This is a genomic window from Acinetobacter sp. LipI_19 (assembly GCF_058242925.1).
Genome location: NZ_JBZAYK010000001.1, coordinates 2,675,521 through 2,700,417 on the forward strand (window position 1 = coordinate 2,675,521; position 24,897 = coordinate 2,700,417).

General features: G+C 36.8%; 18 protein-coding genes and 1 pseudogene. 8 read left to right on the forward strand and 11 right to left on the reverse strand.

The genetic code is table 11. The features are described 5' to 3' along the window. Positions 1-12 precede the first annotated feature (12 nt). From AC4CVF_RS13055 to kdpA, 4 genes are all read right to left on the reverse strand, one after another. Complete coding sequence (locus tag AC4CVF_RS13055) at positions 13-2,652, reverse strand: ATP-binding protein (protein ID WP_336953933.1); 2,640 nt, start codon at positions 2,650-2,652, stop codon at positions 13-15. Positions 2,653-2,896: 244 nt separating this feature from the next. Beyond that, positions 2,897-3,502 (reverse strand): potassium-transporting ATPase subunit KdpC, encoded by a 606-nt coding sequence (gene kdpC, locus AC4CVF_RS13060; RefSeq protein WP_490789577.1) that lies wholly within the window; start codon positions 3,500-3,502, stop codon positions 2,897-2,899. A gap of 20 nt (positions 3,503-3,522) precedes the next feature. Further along, positions 3,523-5,568, reverse strand: coding sequence for a potassium-transporting ATPase subunit KdpB (gene kdpB / locus AC4CVF_RS13065; protein WP_490789578.1), 2,046 nt, complete (start codon positions 5,566-5,568; stop codon positions 3,523-3,525). Positions 5,569-5,578: 10 nt separating this feature from the next. Further along, positions 5,579-7,303 (reverse strand): potassium-transporting ATPase subunit KdpA, encoded by a 1,725-nt coding sequence (kdpA, locus tag AC4CVF_RS13070; RefSeq protein ID WP_336953936.1) that lies wholly within the window; start codon positions 7,301-7,303, stop codon positions 5,579-5,581. A 307-nt stretch (positions 7,304-7,610) separates the two neighbouring features. Here kdpA and AC4CVF_RS13075 point away from each other — a divergent pair, with 307 nt between their 5' ends. After that, on the forward strand, positions 7,611-8,411 hold the full coding sequence (locus AC4CVF_RS13075) for an undecaprenyl-diphosphate phosphatase (protein WP_419361035.1): 801 nt from the start codon (positions 7,611-7,613) through the stop codon (positions 8,409-8,411). A gap of 408 nt (positions 8,412-8,819) precedes the next feature. Here the strand turns inward: AC4CVF_RS13075 and hfq are convergent. Both hfq and AC4CVF_RS13085 read right to left on the reverse strand, forming a co-directional pair. After that, a pseudogene (gene hfq / locus AC4CVF_RS13080) lies at positions 8,820-9,032 on the reverse strand (RNA chaperone Hfq); the annotation flags it as partial. A gap of 285 nt (positions 9,033-9,317) precedes the next feature. Further along, the gene (locus tag AC4CVF_RS13085) at positions 9,318-9,512 is read right to left on the reverse strand and encodes a hypothetical protein (RefSeq protein WP_336953938.1); all 195 of its coding nucleotides are present in this window, start codon (positions 9,510-9,512) and stop codon (positions 9,318-9,320) included. 150 nt (positions 9,513-9,662) lie between these two features. Here AC4CVF_RS13085 and AC4CVF_RS13090 point away from each other — a divergent pair, with 150 nt between their 5' ends. From AC4CVF_RS13090 to cueR, 4 genes are all read left to right on the forward strand, one after another. After that, complete coding sequence (locus tag AC4CVF_RS13090) at positions 9,663-10,346, forward strand: heavy metal response regulator transcription factor (protein WP_336953939.1); 684 nt, start codon at positions 9,663-9,665, stop codon at positions 10,344-10,346. After that, entirely contained in the window at positions 10,336-11,721 is a 1,386-nt protein-coding gene (locus AC4CVF_RS13095; protein ID WP_490789579.1) for a heavy metal sensor histidine kinase, read from the forward strand. The genes AC4CVF_RS13090 and AC4CVF_RS13095 overlap by 11 nt, the downstream gene beginning before the upstream one ends. A 457-nt stretch (positions 11,722-12,178) precedes the next feature. Then, entirely contained in the window at positions 12,179-14,662 is a 2,484-nt protein-coding gene (locus AC4CVF_RS13100; RefSeq protein WP_490789580.1) for a heavy metal translocating P-type ATPase, read from the forward strand. A 22-nt stretch (positions 14,663-14,684) separates the two neighbouring features. Beyond that, positions 14,685-15,155: a Cu(I)-responsive transcriptional regulator gene (gene cueR / locus AC4CVF_RS13105; protein WP_336953942.1), complete on the forward strand. Its 471-nt coding sequence runs from the start codon at positions 14,685-14,687 to the stop codon at positions 15,153-15,155. 71 nt (positions 15,156-15,226) lie between these two features. Here cueR and AC4CVF_RS13110 read toward each other — a convergent pair whose 3' ends face one another. Beyond that, positions 15,227-15,415 (reverse strand): heavy-metal-associated domain-containing protein, encoded by a 189-nt coding sequence (locus tag AC4CVF_RS13110; RefSeq protein WP_336953943.1) that lies wholly within the window; start codon positions 15,413-15,415, stop codon positions 15,227-15,229. A 1,799-nt stretch (positions 15,416-17,214) separates the two neighbouring features. On the opposite strand from AC4CVF_RS13110, the gene AC4CVF_RS13115 reads away from it, so the two are divergent. From AC4CVF_RS13115 to AC4CVF_RS13125, 3 genes are all read left to right on the forward strand, one after another. Continuing rightward, positions 17,215-18,135 (forward strand): LysR family transcriptional regulator, encoded by a 921-nt coding sequence (locus AC4CVF_RS13115; RefSeq protein WP_336953944.1) that lies wholly within the window; start codon positions 17,215-17,217, stop codon positions 18,133-18,135. A gap of 56 nt (positions 18,136-18,191) precedes the next feature. Further along, positions 18,192-18,512, forward strand: coding sequence for a hypothetical protein (locus AC4CVF_RS13120; protein ID WP_419360888.1), 321 nt, complete (start codon positions 18,192-18,194; stop codon positions 18,510-18,512). Positions 18,513-18,652: 140 nt separating this feature from the next. After that, positions 18,653-19,528: a LysR family transcriptional regulator gene (locus AC4CVF_RS13125; protein WP_419360890.1), complete on the forward strand. Its 876-nt coding sequence runs from the start codon at positions 18,653-18,655 to the stop codon at positions 19,526-19,528. A gap of 140 nt (positions 19,529-19,668) precedes the next feature. On the opposite strand, the gene AC4CVF_RS13130 is transcribed toward AC4CVF_RS13125, so the two are convergent. From AC4CVF_RS13130 to AC4CVF_RS13145, 4 genes are all read right to left on the reverse strand, one after another. Then, on the reverse strand, positions 19,669-20,826 hold the full coding sequence (locus AC4CVF_RS13130) for a fimbrial protein (protein ID WP_490789581.1): 1,158 nt from the start codon (positions 20,824-20,826) through the stop codon (positions 19,669-19,671). Between the two features lie 3 nt (positions 20,827-20,829). Next, positions 20,830-23,409: a fimbria/pilus outer membrane usher protein gene (locus AC4CVF_RS13135; protein ID WP_490789582.1), complete on the reverse strand. Its 2,580-nt coding sequence runs from the start codon at positions 23,407-23,409 to the stop codon at positions 20,830-20,832. Between the two features lie 120 nt (positions 23,410-23,529). Next, positions 23,530-24,240 (reverse strand): fimbrial biogenesis chaperone, encoded by a 711-nt coding sequence (locus AC4CVF_RS13140; RefSeq protein WP_336953949.1) that lies wholly within the window; start codon positions 24,238-24,240, stop codon positions 23,530-23,532. 31 nt (positions 24,241-24,271) lie between these two features. Further along, on the reverse strand, positions 24,272-24,883 hold the full coding sequence (locus AC4CVF_RS13145; RefSeq protein WP_419360894.1) for a fimbrial protein: 612 nt from the start codon (positions 24,881-24,883) through the stop codon (positions 24,272-24,274). Between the last annotated feature and the right edge of the window lie 14 nt (positions 24,884-24,897).

Sequence of the window (24,897 nt, forward strand, 5' to 3'; positions counted from 1 at the left end):
TACTAAATGCATTTATCCAATCTGCTGGATAGGCAATTGCATACGGATGCAAGTCCCTTGATTATTTTTGGCTGAGGATGCGCTAATTTTACCCATATGCGCACCAATAATTGCTTTGACGATCGTTAAACCTAATCCTGTGCCATACTGCCCACGGTCCCCTCGTTCCATAGTATAGAACATATCAAAAATACGCTCACGTTCATCTTCTGGAATTCCTAAGCCTTGATCACTAATCGAAATTTCAAGTTCATTTTCATTCAGTTGTAGAACTTTAATACTGACCGCTTTATGTTCTGGTGAAAACTTGGCTGCATTTTCCAATACATTAAAAATCGCTTGTTCAATTAAAGCTGCATGAACAAATAGGCTGAGTGTTTGGTCGGGTAAATCAACGTCAACAAGACTATTTGGCATATAACGTTTTAAACGGCGCACCGCTGAACCAATCAATTCATCGACACCAATCCAGTCTCGTTTAAGCGTTAAACCTTCATGCCCTAAGCGTGTCATATCTAACAAATTTTGAATATAGCGATCGAGTCGCTCACCTTCTAAATGGATGGCTTCTAACAAACTATCTTGATCTTGTTGATCCATCGAGTGACGATAATTGCTCAAAGTATCAGCCGCACCAATCATAGAGGCTAAAGGTGAGCGTAAATCATGAGAAACGGATGATAACAGTGCCGAACGTAATCTCTCGGTTTCTGAACTCACATTAGCAATTTCCAATGCTTTGGTGAGTTGGGTTCGAGAAATCGCTTGAGCAATATATTCAACCATGGTTTCAGTCAGTTGCTTCTGTTCAGTATTTAATACAGATGCGTTTTTGAGAAACTTTACGCCCACCACCCCGAAACATTGCTTTGAGGCCAATAAGGGTAAAAACCACCAATCATTTTCAGTCAATGTTTGGGTAAATCGTCCTGAAGGTTGATGGTTTTTGAACGTCCAATCTGCTGAAATTTTTTCTTTACTGTTGATAACTTCAAGCGAAGACGTTGATGATTCTGGGAAATAAAACCAGACCTCGGCCGATAAATTTTTACTTAAACTACTTTCTGCTATTTTCTGGACTTGCTCTAAATCAATCGCTGTGGACAACTTTTGACCTAAATCTTGCATAATACTATTATAGCTATTGGCAGCTTTTAAAGCCATGACTTGCTCTTTAAGTCGTGAAGCTAAACGACTGGAAATCAATGCTGCTCCTAAAAAAGCAACCACGGTAATCACGCCCTGATGTGCCGAAATCTGTAAGGTAAATTTAGGTGAAATAAAGAAAAAGTTATAAGCCAAAAAGAACAACAGCGCTGAAAATACCGCAGCCAGCATTCGTGTCCTAGATGCCACAAATACCACGGCAGTGATAAAAATTACGGAAAGCTCTTCAATCCCTAAATACTTTTCGCCTAGACTTGCAATCACAATACTGATAACAGTGGTGGCTAAAACAAAAAGTATTTCTCTAAGGTTTAGAAACGAATGCGTATCGTGGAAAAAGGGCTGCCGACTTTGTTCAGCGAGAATCGGGACAATACTTAATTCAAAATTTGGCTGGTATTTAAGTAATTGATCAACAAAATTTAAACCCAAAGGAAAGACTTGCCGATGAGATTGCGCCAATACCAAAGTTGAAATGCCTCGATCAATCACATAGTCAAAAAGCGTTTTTGCATGTTGCTGACCATAGAGTATTTCAGTCATTCCACCCAATTGACGGGTTAAGTTTAGAGCTCGTTCAATTTCTCGACTCGATAAATTATCTTGTTTTTCCGTTATTTTTGAATCTTTAGAAAAAATTACCACAGTCCAATTTGCCTGACGATTTTCTGCAATTCGACAACCAGCACGAACCAAAGCCTCCGCCTGTCCATTGCCTTCAAGCATAATTAAAATATGATTTTTCAGAGGAATGGGAACAAGCCCTTGTATGGCAAAATTTTCTCGAACATCGGTATCGACATGACTAGCAACGGTTTGCATTGCCAATTCACGTAATGCTGTAAGATTTGAACTGTTGAAAAAGCGTTGCAATGCCTGTTCAGCTTGCTCAGGGACATAGACTTTACCCTGATTTAAACGCTCAAGTAATTCATTGACAGGTAAATCAATTAATCGAATATCACGAATCCGCTCAAACACTCGATCAGGTACGGTTTCAGTCACCCGAATACCCGTAATTTGATAGACCACGTCATTTAAACTTTCTAGGTGCTGAATATTCATGGTGGTAAATACATCAATACCCGCATCCAATAGCTCATTGATATCTTGCCAACGTTTTTCATGACGACTATTTGGCATATTGCTATGCGCAAATTCATCCACTAAAACAATACTGGGTTTGCTTGCAAGTACAGCATCAAGATCCATTTCTTCAAGATAATGCCCTTGATATTCAATCGCCTTTCTTGGAATGATCACCAAACCTGAGATGAGGTTTTCAGTTTCAATGCGACCATGGGTTTCAACATAGCCAATTACAATGTTGACACCTTGCAAGGCAAGTTCATGTGCACGCACTAACATTGCAAAAGTCTTCCCCACGCCAGGTGCAGCACCTAAAAATATGGTGAGGCGCCCAGATTGATATCGCTGAGTGTGTTGCAGCAGAACATCTGCTTTATTATTTCTATAATCGGTCATCACCGTCTGCTTGTTTAATATTTATGAATCGAGGTCCAGTTGTGTCGCTGTACTGCCACTCAATAGCACAAATTCCCATTGGGAAATATCGTTGGATTGCACTTGATCCATCTATGAGCAAAAGCAAAAAGAGAGGCTGTTTGAATTCACACTAAAAATAGAATCCTAATAACCCCCTCTTTAAAATTAGGGAAATACTGTGCCCTCATCCTAGGTTCATTTCACTTTGATGCTCTTAATCAATTCATTTTTTTACAATTTGATCCAAAGCCAAATTTAATTCAAGTACATTGACTCTGGCTTGCCCTAAAATTCCAAATGTCGGTTGTAAGCTACTTTCTTGTACTAACTTTATCACATCCTGTTCCTGCAAATGTCTTGCTTTAGCGACACGTTTCACCTGAATCATTGCAGATTGAAGACTGATTTGAGGATCAATTCCACTCCCTGAAGCTGTGACCAAATCAGCAGGAATAGCACTTTTTTCAATGTGCTCCTGCATCGCGATTTTATCTAAACGTGCATCTACAGCCTTATGCAAATCAGGATTGGTTCGTGCCATATTACTTCCCGCCATTGCCATAGGATCATAATTAGCAGCAGATGGTCTTGGTTGAAAATATTGCGCTTGCACAAAAGGTTGTGCAACCAGTTGAGAGCCTAGTACTCGATCATTTTCAACAATCAAACTCCCGTTGGCTTGTTGATCAAAAAGAATTTGCCCCAGTCCTGTTGCGGCGGCACTGTAGACAAACCCACATAGGCCCAAAGCAACGATGGTTAGTCCGAATGATGCTCGGGTTAAGCCAACAAACGCTGATTCAACCAATAGATTATTTTCAGTCTTCATTTCTATCATCCTCAAAATTTCTAAAGCGCCAATAAAGGGCTGATCATTAGATCAATCACTTTGATAGCGATAAATGGCAACAACACACCACCCACACCGTAGATCAACATATTTCGACGTAATAATTGCGTCGATGTTGAAGGCTTAAACTTCACCCCACGCAATGCAATTGGAATCAGTAATGGAATAATGATGGCATTGAAAATAAGTGCAGAAAGAATTGCACTTTCTGAACTTCCCAAGCGCATAATATTTAAGGCGCCCATTTGGGGAATGGCTGCTACAAATAAAGCAGGTAAAATTGCAAAGTATTTTGAAATGTCATTTGCCAATGAAAAGGTGGTTAATGCGCCACGCGTAATCAACTGCTGTTTACCTATCTCAACCACTGATAACAATTTAGTTGGGTCCGAATCCAAATCCACCATATTGCCAGCTTCTTTTGCTGCTTGGGTACCAGAGTTCATAGCCAAACCAATATCAGCTTGCGCCAAAGCAGGTGCATCATTGGTTCCGTCTCCAACCATAGCGACCAGATGACCTTTATTCTGTTCATCACGAATACAATTTAACTTGTCTTCGGGTTTTGCTTCAGCAATGTAATCATCGACACCGGCTTCAGCCGCAATAGCAGCAGCGGTTAAAGGGTTATCACCTGTGACCATGACTGTTTTGATACCCATTTCACGTAAGCGGGCAAATTTTTCCTTGATGCCTTGTTTAATCACATCTGAAAGTTCAATTACTCCAAGAATATTCTGATCTTTTGCCACAACTAACGGCGTAGCACCTTTTGAAGCCACCTGCTCTACACGGGTTCTCAACTCACTATGATTCTCAAGATTCTGTGAAACAAATTTAAGAATTGCATCTAATGCCCCTTTGCGAATTTGAGGTCCATTCAGTAAATTTACCCCAGAGATTCGAGTTGCTGCATTGAATGCAATAAACTCGACTTGTTCAGGCTCAACAATATGTTCGCCTTGCTCTTTTGCCAAAACTACAATGGATTTGCCTTCTGGGGTTGGGTCTGCAAGTGAGGTCAATATTGCGGCTTGACGAAGTTCCGACTCAGTCACGCCTGTCAGTGGGAAAAATGCTGTTGCCTGACGATCACCGTAAGTGATGGTGCCTGTTTTATCGAGCAGTAATACATCCACATCACCAGCCACCTCAACGGCTTTACCCGATTTGGCAATCACATTGGCTTTTAAAGCCCGATTCATCCCCGCAATCCCGATTGCAGGCAACAACCCTCCAATCGTGGTTGGAATTAAACACACCAACAGTGCCACCAAAAGAATAGGATTGATTTCAATTTTTAAGAAATGTCCAATAAAAGGTAAACTCACCACCACTACAATAAAAGTGACAGTCATAACAGTCAGTAAAATGCCCAGTGCGATTTCATTGGGTGTTTTCTGACGCTTAGACCCCTCAACCAAAGCAATCATACGATCAAGAAAGCTGTTACCCGCTTCTGCGGTGACTTGTACCACAATACGATCGGTTAAAACTTTAGTTCCCCCAATCACACCCGACTTATCTGTACCTGCTTCACGTAATACAGGTGCTGACTCCCCTGTCACCGCTGCTTCATTAATTGTCGCAAAACCATGAATAATTTCACCATCCGCTGGAATAAGTTCTCCTGCACGGACTTCAATCAAGTCATTCATTTTTAATAAGCTTGCAGCAATTTGCACCCCATCTACATCCTCTTTAGAGCTGAGTCGACGTGCGGTCAAATTTTGACGGGCTTGTCTTAAGGAAGAAGCTTGACCACGACCTTTGGCTTCTGCAATGGCTTCAGCATAGTTAGCAAACAATACGGTGATAAATAAAATCAAAGTCACAGATAAGCCAAATATTATATTGGCTTTGCCCGCTAAAGTACTGACTAGTGTGATGATGGTGCCCAGCCAAACAATCGCCATCACCGGATTTTTAATGGCATGTTGTGGTAACAATTTAATCAAGGCATTTTTCCAGGCTTCGCCTTGGAATAAAGTTGATGATATATTTTTAGTAGAGTGTTTTTGAATAGATTGTTTTGAATGATTCATTGTCTTCACCTTAGCCTTGTACCAATAACAGCTGATCAGCAATAGGCCCTAAAACAAGGACTGGCATAAATTGTAATAAAGTCAACATCACCACAATTGCGATCAGAGTGAAGGCAAAAGTTGGGGTTTCCACTTTTAAACTACCACTGCTTTCAGGAGCTTGACGCTTTGCAGCTAAACGAGCAGCAATCATTAGCGGGATGATCAATGTTGGGAAACGTCCAAGCAGTAAAGCAATGACACAGCTAACATTCCACCACACTGTATTGTCAGCTAAACCTTCGAAACCGGAACCATTATTGGCAAAAGCCGAAACATACTCATACAAGACTTGGGAAATGGCATGATATTGCGGATTGCTATTACCTGTAAGCTCAGGGAAAAACAAAGCAATTGAGCTTAAACCCAGAATCGTAATCGGCTGAATTAAGATCACCACAGCAAGTAATTTGATTTCACCTGCTTCAATTTTGCGTCCAAATAATTCCGGCGTACGTCCTGTCATCAACCCAGCAATAAATACAGCCAAAAACAAATAGATCATAAATTGTTGTAAACCACAGCCAATCCCACCCCAGATCGCATTGATTAGCATATTTGCAAGCGCAACTAAACCAGTTAAGGGAGATGCAGAATCATGCATCATATTGACTGAACCGTTGTTGACCTGTGTAGTTAATGCTGCCCACAGCGCAGAAGATGCTTCACCAAAACGAACCTCCTTGCCTTCCATGGCATAAATTTGCATTGCTGAAGATGAAAGGCTTTCAGACCAGATTGCTGTTGTGGCGGAAATCACTGACATCAGCAACATCGAGCCAAAAACAAAGCCAGCAAATTTTGCCCGTTTGGTTAAAAATCCCAACATAAAAATCACGGCGACAGGAATAAGTAAAATCGCAATCATTTCTAAGAAATTTGAAAATGGGGTTGGATTCTCTAATGGCACACTACTGTTAGGCCCATACCAACCACCACCATTACTGCCCAATTGCTTAATCGCAACCATTGGTGCAACTGGACCAAGTGGAATTTTTTGAGTTTTTAATTCAGCGGCTTGGTCAATGACTTGAACTTCTGGGCCACCTTGAAAGGTTGATGGCACACCTTGGCTATTCAGTAATAATGACCAAATCATGCATAACGGAATTAAAAACCGAAAGGTTGGGCGAATCACGTCGGCCCAATAATTACCCACATTGATTTTTTTAACTTTATTTTCAAAGCTTAGATTTTGATCTGATTCTGATAAAGTATTTGATTGAGGATAAAACAAAGCACGTACCGTTGCCACCACCATTGCCAAACCCATCATTGGAGTAATGATTTGCAACCCAACAATTCCAACCATCTGTGATAAATATGACAGTTGTGCCTGACCTGAATAATGTTGTTGGTTGGTATTGGTCAGAAATGAAATCATGGTATGTAGTGCTAAATCCCATGACATATTGGGTGCATTATTTGGATTGAGTGGCAAACTTGCTTGGCACATAAACAGTACCCAAGTCACCAATCCAATCACAATACAACTCATCACAAAGCTGAGTGAATAGGTCTTTGCATTCATGCCCTGTTTAGGATTTGTGCCAAAAACACGATAAATTGGCTTTTCAATCCAGCTAAACACTGGATCAATTTTCATGTCTTTATTTTGCATGATACAGGCAAGATATTTCCCTAAAGGAAAAGCCAAAAGCACCACAATCACCAAGACTAAAATCAACTCTAACATGACATTCCCCCCCAACTTGAATGACTCAAATTAAAAATGTCGATATTGCAATGATTTATATGTTTTTGAAGTAAGCATAATTTTGGATGCTGTACTTGTTGATGCGCTATAAATTTAGCACTCATCTTTTTTCATCCTAAACACTGGGATATTCCACGACTCAGTATCTAAAAATTCCCCGTAAACTCTCTATTTACAGTCAGATCAGCCGCGTAAAAATTTCGTAAAATTTTGTCTTTTTTCATTTATAAACAGCCCTAAATACATTACAAAGGTTCAAATTTTAAAACGCTTGTTTATTTCATTTATGGAAAATTTTGAACTGCTTAAAGCTTTATTTTTGGGGTTAATCGAAGGTTTAACTGAATTTTTACCGATTTCCAGTACAGGTCATCTGATCTTATTTGGTCATTTAATTGATTTTCATTCAGATTCTGGACGCGTGTTTGAGGTTGTGATCCAATTGGGTGCAATCTTAGCGGTATGTTGGCTTTACCGACAAAAAATCATTGAGTTAATTCGAGGTTTTTTCTCAGGGGATGTTCAGGCTAGACGTTTCGCAATTAATGTTTTGGTTGCTTTCATTCCTGCTGTGGTGATTGGTGTGTTAGCGGTCGATTTTATTAAACAGGTTCTATTTAGTCCTTTGGTTGTAGCCTTTGCTTTAATCATTGGTGGTTTAATTATTTTTGCTGTGGAAGCGAGAAAGTTTGAACCCAAAACTATAGAAGCCACTGACATTACCTTAAAACAAGCGATTCTGGTTGGATTTGCTCAATGCCTTGCTATGATTCCAGGAACCTCACGTTCAGGCGCAACCATTATTGGCGGAATGTTGTCTGGTTTATCACGTAAAGCGGCAACTGAATTTTCTTTTTTCCTTGCGATGCCAACCATGTTAGGTGCTGCAACCTATGATTTGATTCGAAATGCAGACGTTTTAACTTCAGACAATCTCATCAATATTTCGGTGGGTTTTATTGCAGCATTTATTGCAGCATTATTAGTGGTCAAGGCTTTAGTGAAGTTTGTTGAAAAACACACCTTGAGAGTGTTCGCGTGGTATCGTGTGGTGTTGGGTATCATTTTGCTGTTGGTATTTTTATAAAATCTCATCGATGCTGAATAAGCGCTCGTTGAGAGATCTTGTTATTTTATCCTGTTGCCCTACATTTAGCGTGGGGCTTTTTTTAAGTTGTTTTTCTCATTTTTTATGTGGTTTCTTTTTTGCTTTTCTCATTAAGTGTATGAAAAGAAAATCCACAATGTACAGATCAATAATTGCATAGCTCAATGCTATATCTTAAATCTTAATTTTCATACAACTTATATCCAGTCTAAATTTATAATTTGCTTTTTTTCATCTTTTGAAAAATTCTTTAACTGGTATTTCGTCATTAAAGCCATCTTGATAACCAAAATCAATTTGGCTCTAGCTATCTTGAGCATCAGCGTCATATGAATTGTTGAAATTATTTTGATCATCGAATCTTGCAAGAAAAACATTAACATTTACACGAATATTCCGTGTAGGCATTATGCTAGAAATTGAATGTTTATATATGATTTGTTCTTGACCTACGCTGTTTCTTAACATCAATACATAGGAATCAAAAGACTCAATATATCCTTGCAATTTAATTCCATTCACAAGAAAAATAAAAACTGCAATACGTTTTTTTCGTAAAATATTTAAGAACGGATCTTGTAAAGTTTGAATATGAGACATATAAAACTCCAAAAAATTTTAAACACTTAAAAGACTGTTATTTTTAGATAAATTTTTCATTAAAAGCATCCTGCAAATTATGCTTTGTTTGACGATGATAAGGTCTCACCTCTCTTATTTATGCTTCAATTTTCAAAACAAAGTTTTATTAAAATTATCGAATAGGTGTAGCTAACCTCTCATATTTGCATGATTCATCCTCATCGTCGAAGAGTCCATTTAAGCATTGTCGTTGGATGAATTTTTGCCATCGTGGATAAGTGAACGTGCTGGTGTTGTGTATGTTCATTGGTTGAGGCTTCGACTGGGTAGTACATTACACCGCTTTATTAAACACTGCTTTTGGATTGTTTGTGTTGCATGAATATTCGTATTTTCATTGAGCGCCATTTTAGAAACATCCGCCCAAGATTGCTGAGCAACAATTGAAGTACCAACAAAGATAAACAACGTGGAACTGATGTACAAAATTGTGCGCATTTATTTCTCCGAGATTGAGAGACACTTATTAAGAGAGTAAATCGAAGAGTTGATCATCTAGATGACCTGAAAATGACATTTTTGTAATCCATATCCAACTTATGTTTTATCACGCTATTATGTTTCTAAAAGGTATTTTAGGACACTAAAATGAGAATCTTATTAATAGAAGATGAGCAAAAAACAGGTGATTACCTTAAACAAGGCTTATCTGAAGCGGGCTATATAACTGATTGGGTCACTGATGGGCTCACGGGTAAACAATATGCACTTTCTGAGGAATACGATGTCATTATAATGGATGTAATGTTACCGGGAATGGATGGATGGCATATTATTGAAGCTGTACGTAAAAGCGGGAAAAACATGCCCATTTTATTTTTGACAGCTCGGGATCAAATCGAAGATCGAGTAAAAGGTTTAGATTTGGGCGCAGATGACTATCTGGTTAAGCCATTTGCTTTTGCCGAACTCCTTGCAAGAATAAAAAGCTTACTCCGCCGAGGACAGCAAAGAGAAGACCATAACTTAATCAGTATTGCCAATCTCGAACTTGATATCAGAAAACGCCGTGTTACTCGTGCAGGACAACGAATTGATCTAACGGCAAAAGAATTTGCGTTGATGGAATTATTTATGCGTAGACGTGGAGAAATTCTGCCGAGAGCGCTGATTGCATCGCAAGTTTGGGATATGAACTTTGACAGTGACACCAATGTAGTCGAAGTCGCAATTAAACGTTTAAGAAATAAAATTGATAGTAACTTTACACCTAAACTGATTCAAAATATTCGGGGAATGGGGTATGTTCTAGAGATCGAAGATGAGGCTTAAAGTCTTCAATGCGATCAGTTTTCGAATCGCGATTCTTTTTTCTCTCTCAACGGTCACCATCTTGATCATCATGGGCTTCGAGATACTTCTTGGTGTCTCGCAGCACTTCGAAAGTGAGGATCGAGTGCTACTTGAGGGAAAAATTCAGTCTATACAAAATCTCTTAAAACAAAACCCAACCAACACATCTAAACTTAATGCCTTATTAAAAGATTCTCTTATCGGGCATGATAATCTGATTGTTCAAATTGAACGACCTGTAAATCAAATTGTATTCAATTCCGCACAAATTGTCCTCACGCCACACAGTACTACCGACCAAAATCAATGGTTAAAATGGGAAGTACAAAATAAAAACTATCGTGGGCTGGCCTATCAAAATATTTTTGAAGATGATAAAGATGCACAATCTACACAAATTATTGTTGCGATTGATACATCAGAACATATATCTTTTTTAAAAGCATTCAAACGCCAGCTATTCTATATTTGTTTAATTGGCGCACTATGTTTAATGTTTTTAGGATGGTTTGCTGTTTGGCGAGGATTACGCCCGATCAAAAAAATAGCACAAGTTGCCGAAGGGATTTCAGCCCAGCATTTATCTGAGCGTTTAGAAGTTGAGAATACTCCAACAGAATTAAAACCACTAACCATCGCCTTTAATGAAATGCTTGACCGTTTAGAGTCGGCTTTAGAAAAACTTTCAGACTTTTCATCCGATCTTGCACACGAAATTCGCACTCCAATCAACAGCTTAATGACTCAAACCCAAGTATGTCTATCTCGCAGTCGTGATATAGAGGCCTATAAAGAAGTCTTATTTTCTAACTTAGAGGAATGTGAACATCTGGCAAGAGTCGTTTCAGACATGCTGTTTTTGGCTAAAGCAGAAAATGGTCTTAGTCTTAAAAACTTACAAACAATTAACTTGTATGAAGAATTTGATAAATTATTTGAATTTTATGATGCTTTCGCAGCACAAAAGAATATCACATTTCACCTTTTCGGTAATGGAAAAGTAAATGCAAATATTACTATGCTACGCCGTGCGCTCAGTAATTTAATATCTAATGCGATTAAATATGGCAAGCCAAACTCGGTCATTCAAATTAAATGCCAGCAAACAGCAGATTACAATAGTTTTTCAATTGAAAATGAAGGCCCAACCTTGTCAGCTGAACAGTTGTCTCGATTATTTGACCGTTTCTATCGAACTGATGCATCTCGACAACGCATGGAAGATGGGACAGGTCTAGGGCTTGCTATCACCAAGTCGATCCTGACACTTCATGGTGCAACTATCCAAGCTGAATCACGAGATGGCTTAGTAATTTTTACGGTTATTTTTAAAAAACAAGATCTTTCAACATGATACGAATGGAAAAAGACTCATAAATAAAATAAAATTAGAAATAAATAAACCTTAACAACAATATAAGGGAGCAAAAACCCTCTGTTGAGCGAGAATTACATCGTGTACCTTCGCCGAACGGTGATAGCCAATATCACTTCATGATAAAACGACTATGCGTGATTATACAAAGCAAAAAACAGGTTAATTTATATGCTTGTCATTATCAGGATTAATCTAAAATGATGATTTTTGACTCACGCAAGAGGCGTAATAGATAAAACAATAATGAACTATGATTAAGAATAAAGGGTTAAAGGTGAATTATGTTCAGAAGAATATCGTCTTAGGATAGGTTTGCAAACCAAATTTATAATTGCAACAATATCTTATAAAAAATTGAACTGTTTTACTTGACCTTAACATTATGTAAGAGTTTAGGATTTAGATCATGATATAAGACTTATAGGTGTGACTTATGGAAAATAGATCAACTGATCGTGTTTCCGGTTTAAAAAGTAGTTTACAAATCAAGGGAATGAGCTGTGCTAGTTGTGTAAGTCGAATAGAAACAGCACTTAAAAAAGTCAATGGTGTAACCAATGCATCGGTTAATCTAGCCACTGAACGTGCCGATATCACCTCCAATACTCCTATCGACCGTGATGCCTTGATCAAAGCCGTTGAACATGCTGGATATGAAGTGGCTGATGTAACCACAGAGTTGTCAATTGATGGCATGACCTGCGCCTCATGTGTCAGCCGGGTTGAGAAAGCTCTTAAAAATGTACCCGGCGTAAAAGAGGCCAATGTCAATCTTGCCACTGAACGTGCCACCATTTTCGGAACAACCAATGTAGCAGCATTAATCTCAGCCGTGGATAAGGCAGGTTATGATGCGAAAGAAATTCAAACGGCTATTCCAAATCAAGCAGAACACTTAGAAAAAAAAGATCAAGAACGCGCTGAATTAAAGCGTGATCTGACACTTGCTACTATCTTTGCCTTACCTGTTTTTATATTAGAAATGGGTTCGCATCTTATTCCGGGCATGCATCATCTAATTGCTCAGACGATTGGTGTACAAAATAGTTGGTATTTACAATTTATTCTCACCACATTGGTTCTAGTAATTCCTGGACGAAGATTTTATATACATGGTTTACCTGCTTTATTACGTTTAGCACCAGATATGAACTCTTTGGTTGCAGTTGGAACATTGGCTGCTTATTTATTTTCAATTGTCGCAACATTTATACCAAACGTCTTACCTGCTGGTACAGTGAACGTTTATTATGAAGCTGCTGCTGTGATTGTGGCTTTGATCCTATTAGGTCGTTTTCTTGAAGCCAAAGCCAAAGGTCGAACGTCAGAAGCCATTCAGCGTTTAGTCAGCCTACAAGCCAAAGTTGCTCACGTTTCTCGTCACAACCAAATCATCGACATACCAATTGATGAAGTTGTTGCTGGTGACTTTATCATTGTAAAACCAGGTGAGCGTGTTCCCGTTGATGGACGAGTCATTGAAGGCAGAAGCTTTGTTGATGAATCTATGATTACTGGTGAGCCTATACCTGTTGAGAAGAACATCGACAGTGATGTAGTCGGTGGTACTATAAATCAAAATGGGACTTTAAGCTTTACCGCAGTTGCGGTCGGTGGCGAAACCATGCTCGCACAAATTATTCGTTTAGTTGAGCAAGCGCAAGGCTCCAAAATGCCAATTCAAGCTGTGGTTGATAAAATCACCTTATGGTTTGTCCCAGCAGTAATGGTGGCTGCTGTACTGACATTCTTGATCTGGTTGATTTTCGGTCCTTCTCCTGCTTTAACCTTCGCTTTAGTGAACTCGGTAGCTGTCCTTATTATTGCTTGTCCTTGTGCCATGGGTCTAGCAACGCCAACCTCGATTATGGTCGGAACAGGTCGTGGTGCAGAGTTAGGGGTATTGTTCCGTAAAGGTGAAGCATTACAGTTACTCAAAAATGCCAAAATCGTTGCGGTAGACAAAACAGGAACATTGACAGAAGGTCATCCTGTACTCACTGATTTTGAAGTTACTGAATCATTTGAACGTGATTACGTATTGAGTCGAGTTGCAGCTGTTGAATCTCTTTCAGAGCACCCAATTGCGAAAGCCATCGTAGATGCAGCAATCAAAGAAAACCTCACTTTGCCAAAAGTAGAACAATTTGATTCCGTAACTGGTATGGGGGTTTATGCTCAGATCAATGAAAATGAAGATATTCATATTGGTGCAGACCGCTATATGTTGCAACTCAATATTGATATCTTACCCTTTACCAATGCAGCTCAACGTTTGGGTGACGAAGGTAAATCACCATTATATGTTGCAATTCAAGGCAAACTCGCAGCAATTATTGCTGTTGCAGACCCTATTAAATCTACAACACCATCTGCGATTAAAGCGTTGCATCAACTCGGTCTAAAAGTGGCAATGGTTACGGGAGATAATGCGCGTACAGCACAAGCTATTGCTCAGCAATTAGGTATTGATGAAGTCATTGCCGAAGTACTCCCTCAAGGCAAAGTAAAAGCAGTTCAAACATTGAAAGCAAAATATGGCAATATTGCATTTGTCGGTGATGGTATCAATGATGCTCCTGCTTTGGCTGAAGCAGATGTGGGGCTGGCCATTGGTACAGGTACGGATGTTGCAATTGAGTCGGCGGATGTTGTGCTGATGTCAGGTAATTTGCAAGGTGTCGCTAACGCAATTGCCTTATCAAAAGCAACCATCGGCAATATTCAGCAGAATTTGTTCTGGGCGTTTGCTTACAATACCCTGCTGATTCCAGTGGCTGCTGGATTATTGTACCCTGCTTATGGCATTCTGCTTTCTCCGATATTTGCAGCAGGCGCAATGGCCTTATCCAGTGTATTTGTTTTGGCGAATGCCTTACGTTTACGTCGCTTTCAAACCGCTTCTACTTTCGAGTAGGAGCTTGTAGAGAGAAATCTTAATGAATATTGGAAAACTGTCTCAAAGTGTGGGGATATCAGCCAAAATGATTCGATATTATGAACAAATTGGTCTTATTCCTATAGTGGGTCGAAGTAATGCAGGTTACCGCTCATATACAACTCAGGATGCTGAACGCTTAAAATTCATTCGAAGTTCAAGATCGCTTGGATTTTCAGTTGCAGAAATCGCAGATCTGCTGGATTTATGGAACAATAAGAATCGACAAAGCGCAGATGTCAAACAAATGGCACTCTCACATATCGAGAAGTTAGAAATTCGGATTCAAGAACTACAGAAAATGACCAACACTTTACAAGATTTGATTAATTGTTGTGCTGGTGATGAACGACCGAATTGTCCTATTCTCGATGGATTGCAACAGCAAAAAATTGCATTAGAAGAAACCTATCATCAAAATGATTCTTTATCTTTTTCACCCCTTGCTCAACAAAAAGTAAAAAAAGATTGAATGCTTAGCTTTAACAATGACTACTCAAATAAAAAAGCGACCCATTTGGTCGCTTTTTTATCATATAGCCTTTAGCGTGGGGGATAACCCACTGCGGTTAAGTTGTCTCTTAAATCATCTTCAGTAACACTGGTTTTCACTTTGAGACTGCGACTAGGTGGATCTGCGATAACTTCCGCCTTAGTATCTAAAGACTGAATTGCTTTAGTGATACGACGCGCGCAAGCACCACAGGTCATATTTGCGATATAAAATTCCATGCTAGACTCCTACATTAAATGGTAACGCCATGATAAAAGTTTCCATAATTGTAAGGTCAAGCAATTCCGTATCTTATTTTATAGTCTATTTGGGACATTTCTTTTAGCTACAACAATTATACTCATTCCCCTGTTGCATCATATACATGTTCAGCAAAAAAATCGTTTGTATTACGCTTAATTTACAGCGGTTTAAGCTAATATTTTATATCCCTAAAGTAGTACTGCTTTGTCTAGCTATAACTAAACACATTAATCCCCCAACAGATGCAACTTTAACCAACGCCTTAGTTATCAATTTCATTCTAGACTCCTAATCAAGATTAATCCGTAGAAAGCTCCTTGCTCGAAAAGTTCGAGCTGTAGGTTGATTATCTGTTGCAACGATAGGTCAATGTTAAACTAAGCTTACAATCATAATATTTATTGAAATGCTGTTTGAAATATTCAATTGCAAACGTGCATTTGCATCTAAACAGGCTATATGTTTGAAATTTACTGGCTAAGCAAATACACAACTTGGAATCACAAAGCTGCTATTAAAATGGGCTATGCAGACAAATACATAATTGTCTGCATAGCTATTCATTGACCAAAACATACCCACTACACAGATAATTATTTACTCATATGAAATCAACACATTTTTATGATAAATCCGAATTAAAATTTTAATTTATCTTGAGTTATCACTGATCTCAAAGTTACATCATCATTAGCTTTACAGACTGTAGAAACACCTATTGTTATAAGGCTTTGTCATGTATTTGTACCCTCATTGAGTACTTTTCAGTAGAATAATTACTACCCTCAACAGTTAAAATTTAAGAATCAGGATCTGAGATTTCTATACCCGCATTTGTTGTAGCAGATGCATTACCAACATCACCATTTACTGCCAAGCATTTACTGTTTGTACTTACTATTCAACCAATGAATGCAAAAGAAATACCGCTAGATATATGTAAAGCATCACAATCAAGCAATTAAATATTGAATGATATAGCTGTTAATTTTTCAATATCAGTCGCTAAACTCGTTGTACAGTGCGGATTTAAATCAATAACTTGATCCTCATTATCAACACTTAGCCTATAAGCTACATTGAGTAATGTCATGTTGAAAGTAACGTATTCCGCCATTAATAATCACAATAAAAAATCTAATTTTCATCGCAAGACCGTCATAAAAAGTTATGATTTATGTTAACTTCAATACATCTTTCTAATTTAATCATTTATAAAAGTAAATAGTTACGATGAATCAATTTTAATTTCATAAATCATCAAGAATAAAATTCAACCACATTAAAATAAAAAAAATAGTAAGATCATTCAAATAAATAAATTACTTCACCCCATCACAAAAACCATCAATATTTCAAACTACTTTTGAATCACATTAATCAATAAAAATAAATTATAAAATTTAAGAAACCCCAAAAACAATTTAAAAAATAAAAAAATTTTTACAATATTTAGATTACATTTCACACTTCCACAACCATTTAAATAATTCATGTTAAAATGAAAGATTTACTAAAAACCTCACTTACAATTCAAAAAATATGAAAAACTTATTCGCATAATATAAAATTTAAAATTTCTTAAAAAAATTATAATTTTAGTAAATGTTTTGGATTAGATTTATCAAAAAATTATCCATTACTTTTTATCACAACTACACATGATTAATTATCAAATTATTTTTATTGCTAAGTATATCTTCACTATATATTATTTAAGATCGGTCTTAGTGATCAAAATCAAGCTTATTTAATTTAAATATGAGAAACTTTTATGCTAAAAAAAAGAATTTCCTTAAATTCTTTTAAGTTTTTTTATTATGCAGCAATTTACGAAAGTTTAACAATTGCTTCAAAAAAGTTGAATGTTACTCATGGTGCAGTCAGTCGTCAAATTAAGAATTTAGAAGATAATTTAAATACGGTGCTTTTTATACGCAAAGGGAAAAAGATTGAAATCACCAATGAAGGTTTATTATTACTTAACTGTTGCCAAAATATTTTTCATGAAATAGATAAATGCCTCATCAAACTAAACAATAGAGATACAGAATTAAATGATCTGGTTATTTCATGTGAATCCACGCTGTGTATGAAGTGGCTAATCCCTCGTTTAAAAAGCTTCAATAATCTAGATAAATCATTTAAAATCAAAATTATAACCAATAACAAATTATACGATTTAAATACTACTGATATCACAATTTGTCGAGATGATTTTCATTGGAAAGAACATATTTATAGCATTAAATTGGTCAATGAAATAATGTTCTTTATTCAAAATCCTAATCATATTGGAGATAATTTATTAATTTCTTCATCAAGACCAAAGTTTTGGGGAAGTTTGCTAAAAATGAATCAAATTAAAGATAGAATAAATCATCTCAAATATAAAGAACTTGACCATTTTTATTTATGTATCGAAGCATGCTTATCTGGTTTAGGAGTAACTTTTGCTTCCGGCTTTATGATCGAAAATGAATTAAAGCATAATAAACTTCAACCTATTATTGCACCATTTTATGATAATTCATCTTATTATCTTCTATCTTCCTCTCCATTTGAAGAAGATTATCGAAAAATTGTATTTAAAAATTGGCTCATTGAGGAATTACATAAAACTCAACAATACTTGGAAAAATATATTCATTCTTATGACTTTAATAATGTTATAGAACATTCCAAAAAAAAATAATGAAAATTTATTTTTCTCATTTCAAATCAAGCACAATATACTAAAAAAGGAACCAAATGTTTAAACCAGAAATATCATTTAAAACAAGAAAATGGACCTGCAAACACTGCGGTTTATTAAAAAACATATCAAAGTTGCAAATCAAAGCCGGAACAGAAGTCTTTTTCAATATTAGGTTTTTCAACAAGAATTTTGATAATACATTAAAAACAATAAGTGGAACTACTTTAGACCGACAGAATAATTTTCTCACTATTATAGACAAAAAAAATCAAGATATCTATTTTATTGATCAAGCTGAAGTTCAATTAAAATATTTACCTGCACTATTTTTATATAACATGTATGGAAAATGTGTATGTTATAGCAAAAATTGAGTTAATTTTATTTTACTTTCTTAACACGCAAATATATTGATAATTATCACACAAAGTAATAATATGAATTAGTTTATGTAATAAAGAATTAATATCTATTTACAACCTTCAATTCAATATGGTTTACCAGGGTTTTTAGTATGATAGAGAGGTTATCACTTAATTCACTAAAGTTTTTTTATTATGTTGCTATCGAAGGAAGTGTCACGATCGCTGCTGAACGATTGTATGTGACACAAAGTGCTGTAAGTCGACAAATTAAAAATTTAGAAGAGTTGTTAAATATTACTTTATTTGAAAGAAAAAATAAGTCTTTGATTCTTACCGCTGAAGGCAAGGTTTTGTTAGATTGCTGTCAAAATGTATTTAATCAACTCGACAATTGTATTATCGGTATTCGCCAACAAAAATATAAAAACAACAACTTAACAGTGTCTTGTGAGGCAACGATTTCAATGAAATGGTTAATTCCAAGAATGATGAAATTTAATGAGTTAGACCTTGGTTTTGGCATCACACTTTTAACTGGTGGTGGTCACTTAGATTTTCAAAATCAAAATATAGACCTTGCCATACGAAGAAATGATTTTGTATGGGCAAATCATCTTTTTAGCGAGAAAATTGCAGATGAATTTATGTTTTTAGTAAATTCCAACCAACAGAACGCCTCTAATTTAATCTTAAGTACCTCAAGACCAAAATTTAAAAACTATTTATTCAAAGCACATCCTGAAATTTCAAAGCTTAATACGATTGAGCTGGACCATTTCTATTTATGTATCGAAGCCTGTTTATCTGGCTTGGGGCAAACTATCGTATCGGGTTTTATGGTTGAACATGAACTGGAACATGATTTTATTCAAGTCGAAAAATATCTAGATTTAGATGATTCAGCATACTACCTACTCTCCTCCACACCGATTGAAGAAGATCATCGAAAAATTGTTTTTAGAGATTGGTTAATTAAAGAAATGCAATGCACCCAACAAAACTTGTTTAATAGATTTAGCTTTTAAAATGGCAAGCAATCTAAATATATATATAATATTTTAAATAAATCAGTTTTAAATTAATTTTCCTCTGGAATATCAAAACCTAATATTGAAATATGATTTTCAATATTAAGCCCAATACTTTTTTATTACATAAGTTTAAATTATTTGTAATCTATAAATACTGTCGCTTGGGCTTGTACTAGACCTGGTGTCGCTATGCTTGCTGAACGGAAATATCTCGCTTTTAGCGCTTTGGTAAAAGTGGTCGAAGTAGAGCCTGTGGGTACTATGTAAAAAGAACTTTGGCTACCAATCGCCATTGGTGTGTCAGTCGCATCTCGTAATTGCACATCCACATTACTGCGGTTTGCTAAAGCAGGATGGTTTTTTAAAATACCCTTATTATTTATATTATTTGGTGTATAGCTATCTGTAATCATTGCCAATAATATTTTATTAGGCATTGTAGTCGTACAGTTTATGCTGACATTAAAATTCTTTTCATTGGCAGTTTGATTACTGCTTAATATGCTGGTGGGTACAGTCGCTAAATTTACGATTTGATTCGACATTGTACAAGTCGGGAGTGTAAAGCTCATCCTTAGGTTTACATATACTTCTGTTGTTCCTGTTTTAGGGACCCCACTTGGCTTGATTGTTGATCCATTATAATCATCAAACTTATAGCTGATTGTACCCAAATGAATTTGAACTATAGCATTATTCAAAGCATCAATCACTGCAGCAGAAGGTTTATAAGTCGAAAGTAATTTAAAATTGAATATTGAGGATCTTACAGCAGCAATCGCTGTTCCAGCATTTGTTGATCCTCTAAAATAAGATTCACCTGCAATTGTCACAGGTGTACCTAAACCAGTATTGGGTAAAATATTATAATCAGTATTCATAGATAATATATTTTGAATCATTGGAGGGCTATGATTACCATCATGCAAATTAAAAGAAATTTTTAAATTATTCATTAACCAAATCTTGGCTGCTGCTAAAGCTGTAGGATCTGTAATTGAACCTATAATTTTAATATCGTGTCCAACTGAAAAAGGACTGTTGCCCACCAAATCTGTCCTGCCTGTTATAGCAGCAAATGTAGAACGTACCGCCACAGATGGAGTGCAACTCAGTAACATAGCTTCCGAATCTAAACTATTAATGGCCTGATCATAAGGAAAATTACTAATTGTCCCAATCACTCGATTAAAAGTCACTGAACTAGATGTGTTACAGTTCGCAATAGTCGCAAGTACAGATTGTGATAATGCAAATAATAATGGAACAGAGAACCAAAAAAGCTTATTCATAATTTATTTACACTCCACATCAACAATATTGAAGTTCACTGTGGTTTTTTGTTCGAGTTGCTGTTTAGAAATCGGTGCAATCTGACAGCTTTCATTTTCACTGCTACCCCAGATCACACGACTGGTATTCATTAATGGCTGTTCTTTGTTAACAATCACTTGATTGCCTGCCCCAAGAATTCCAATTGTATTATTCTCGCTATCTTTAAACTGACTGCCCATTGGCAAATCTTGCCGCTGCGTTGAATGGATACGCAATAGTAAATTACTGGATTTATTGGCTTTAAATTCAACCAACTGCGAACTGTATTTACGCGGAATTACATCGCTCTGATTGGATTCCAATGTCACGTTTGTAGGTAAATTCTTCGGATCCAAAGTAATGGTATTTTTGCTATAGGCGGAGTTAAATGGATAGATAGCGTTACCAAAGCGATCGACTTTTACGCCCCATGCATTTTCCACATTGGCACCCTTGCCATTTTTAGCATGGATGATGGTGTATGTTTCTGGCAAGCTGTTAACAGGGGTTAAGCCATAACGATGTCCAACCACTGCACCCAGTGTTGACAATGAGTACTGTATGCTATGTGAATCAGACGAGATCGTTGACCCAACATTCATCATAGGCAAGAGGTAACTAATATTGCCATTATAACGGGTATTGTTCTGTGCATCGGAAACACCTAAACCAAATGTAATCTCATTATTGGCACCTGCTATACCAGACAAACTTGCATTTGAAGTGACTTGATCATTTTCGTTACGCTGTACACTAGAACTTGCATACATCTTCTGTTTACGCCATTCCAGTGGAATCGAGATAGAAAAAAAAGCGGTGGTGCTGCGTTCATGCTCACGATTAGTGTAATCGGTACGGCTTAAGCCAATATTGTAGCTTGCTTTTTTCCAATTATTACCATAACTTAGGTTATATTGGTAATAATCCTGGTTATCATCCCAATAGGTGTTTCTACGCGCACTCAGGTTTATATTTCCCCACCGAGTATCCGCTAAGGATTTAGAAATACTGATGCCGATATTTTCTTTTAAATTATAGTTATATAAAAAGTTATCATATTCACTTTCATTTAGTATAGTTCGATTACGCTGATAGAGGTGTGAAGAAATACTCATGTAATCACGATTATATTTGGCATAATCTGCATATAAATAGAAACTTTGAGGAATCCATGCATAACGATAATTTAAGGCATATTTCGTCCCTTGGTAACTTTTACCAAATAGCTCTGAGTTTGTATGCTCAATGATCGTAGTCACACCACCAATAGGGATATTTAATGCCAACATCCCCAAGCCGCTGGCATAGCCATTACTGATATTTAAACCAGCACCGAGGGTCAAACTATTAGTCAAACCATAATTAAAACTACCTTGGAATAATTTATCATCGGTGATTTCTGTTCGAGTACGATAACGACCACCCGCAACGCTGTAGTTATAACGTCCTTGGCGAACTAAGTCTTGATTACTTTGCAGAGACACAATAAATGTCCTCTTTTCTCCTCCTGTTTCGGTGATTTCAACAGTTAAATCACCGTTTGCAGCATTGAGATCATTAATCTTAAATGCGCCACGTGGGACTGTACGCTCATAAATTTTCTGTGCATTTTGAAATATCCTCACCACCGCATTGGTGTAGGCGAAGTTTTCAATCACAGGTGCATACTGACGATAAGCCCATGGCAACATGTCTTGTTCAGAGCTGATTTGAGCACCGACGATCGGCAAGTTATCCAGACGATACGTCATGGTATTAAATTGCCCCACACTCAAACGTGAGTTTATTGGAGTAATATCGCGGTAGAGAATATTTTGATCTGAATGGTATTGGCCCAAACCTGAGTTTTTTGACTCAAAAGCACCTGAGTGACGATAAAACCAACCCGCTAAATTTAAACCGCCATTTAAGCCTAAATATTTACTTTCTTGATCTTCATCACGATTGTAGTTAAACGCATAGCCAATAAAACCAGAGTTAACACCATTATTAAATAATTTAGGATTGATATAACCTTCTGGACGTTCCTCACGTAAAGCCTGAGGAATAGATAAAGCCAGTTTTAATTCTGCAAGATTAAAATCTTTGTAGGCATCGGCATCCAATGTTTTCATGGTCAAACAGGGTTTATTCGGCAACGTTGCACGGAAGTTATCTTTTAAATCCAAACGATCAAGCAAGTCTGGTGATAAACATAATACTGCCGATTTCTGTCCATCCAAGTGATCAAAATGCACATTTACAGTGTCCAAAGATTCACCATTTACTGACAAATGAACCAAATACTGACCAGGCGCTACAAAGTTTCGAGAGGTGAAACCACTTAAATCTACATTGGTTTGCTCACCAAACAATGAGGCTGCATTAAACGTAGTAAAGTCATTATTACTAGCCGTTAATTCATTATAGTTCTGAGCAATAAGCTGACTATTATCTTGGGTAATTAAATGACCATCTGTATTTGTATCAGCATGAGAAAATTGCACGTCTTCCGCTGAAGTCTGAACAGTAACAGTTGACATCAACATTAAAAAAAGTTCAGACTTTTTAAAATTCAGCATAGTAATAACCTGCTCATCATTACTGTTTTATTGCTAGCGCCCTATAAAAAAGGCAACAGAACTTCAAAGCTATTTTTCAAATTCTTAGTGAAATTATTAAAAAATGTCTTAATAATAAATTTATTGGATTGTTGTTTCGTATGTTTGTAATGTACCTAAATCATTAAGCACCTCGTAAACGATTTTTTTAGTTGAGGTATCCAGTTTAAAATCTTTCAGAATTACATGAGTAAAAGGTGCCAACATAATGGCTTGGTCTGCTGAGCTAAATGCCTGGTTTTTACCACTTTCAATTTGAACCACGGTCAGATAATAAGGTGTTGGATTATTCATACTTACGTTTTGAGCACCTTGATCATATTTAAACTGCACGCTTTGCTGTGCCAAAAATGCTGTCATGGCTAACTCACTAGGTCGGTAAAATAGTTTTATCCGCGTTCTTACTGTAAAAGATAAATAGTTTTTATCTTTCAGTGCTGGATCATCTGGTGGAATATCCATCATATTGAACCAAAAAATAGATTCACGATCCTGCGGTAATTTTTTAATATCCAAAGGAATAACTCGAATAATCTGACCTTTTCGTGCTTCAACTCGAGTCAATGGCGGATTTAGAATAAAAGGAACTTCACTTGCCTTGGGAATCTTTTCTGAATCCCCTGTATCTATCCACACTTGTACAAGTGATGGAGTGTCAAAGGCATTTCGGAGCTGGACATTTACACTTTTGGATTCAGCTGGGAAAATGATGCGAGTACCATCTATTGAGACACCGGCATAAGCAAATGACATCATCAAGTAAATGAATCCAGCAATTTTTAGGTAACGCATTATTTCCCCCTCTAGCAAACAGATTCAAAAATTAATTGTATTGCAACGTATAGTTGACAACTGCAGTCACGTTTTGTCCACTTACAGTTCCTGTCTTGCTCGCATACTGTGCTTTGTAAAGCATGGTGGCGGTACCACTACCATCCGCTGCAAGCCCTGTAATTGCACTTTTAGCTTGGACACCCCAAGGCTCAGAAAGATTAACAGCAATATCTGCATCTGTTAAAATTTGGATATAAACTGGATTTGCTATAGAAGCACCACCTTCTGTTGCTTTATTCACTAATAAAGTTTTATCAGTGGTGTCTAAGTCAGCTGTAGAAATTGGACTCAGGTATAAACCTTTTAGTGCTTTATTTGTTGATGCGTCGCAATTACCTGTACCTGCAGCATTTTTTAACTGTAGGCTAAAGTTTTTTTTCGCTGCAGTCATATTGGCCGCAGTAAAGGTTGACTTAAGTACAGTGTCTAAGGTCAAAACTAAATTTTGACTGCCGTTTACTCCAGATCCAGAGCCCGCTAATGTACAAGTTTCATCAGTTATCATACCGTTAATTGTAATTGTTCCGTCTGCTGCAAAAACACTTGAACATGCTAAACTTAAAGCTAGAGTGCCTAATGCTGGCAATGTTAACTTCTTCATTCAATAAACCTCTT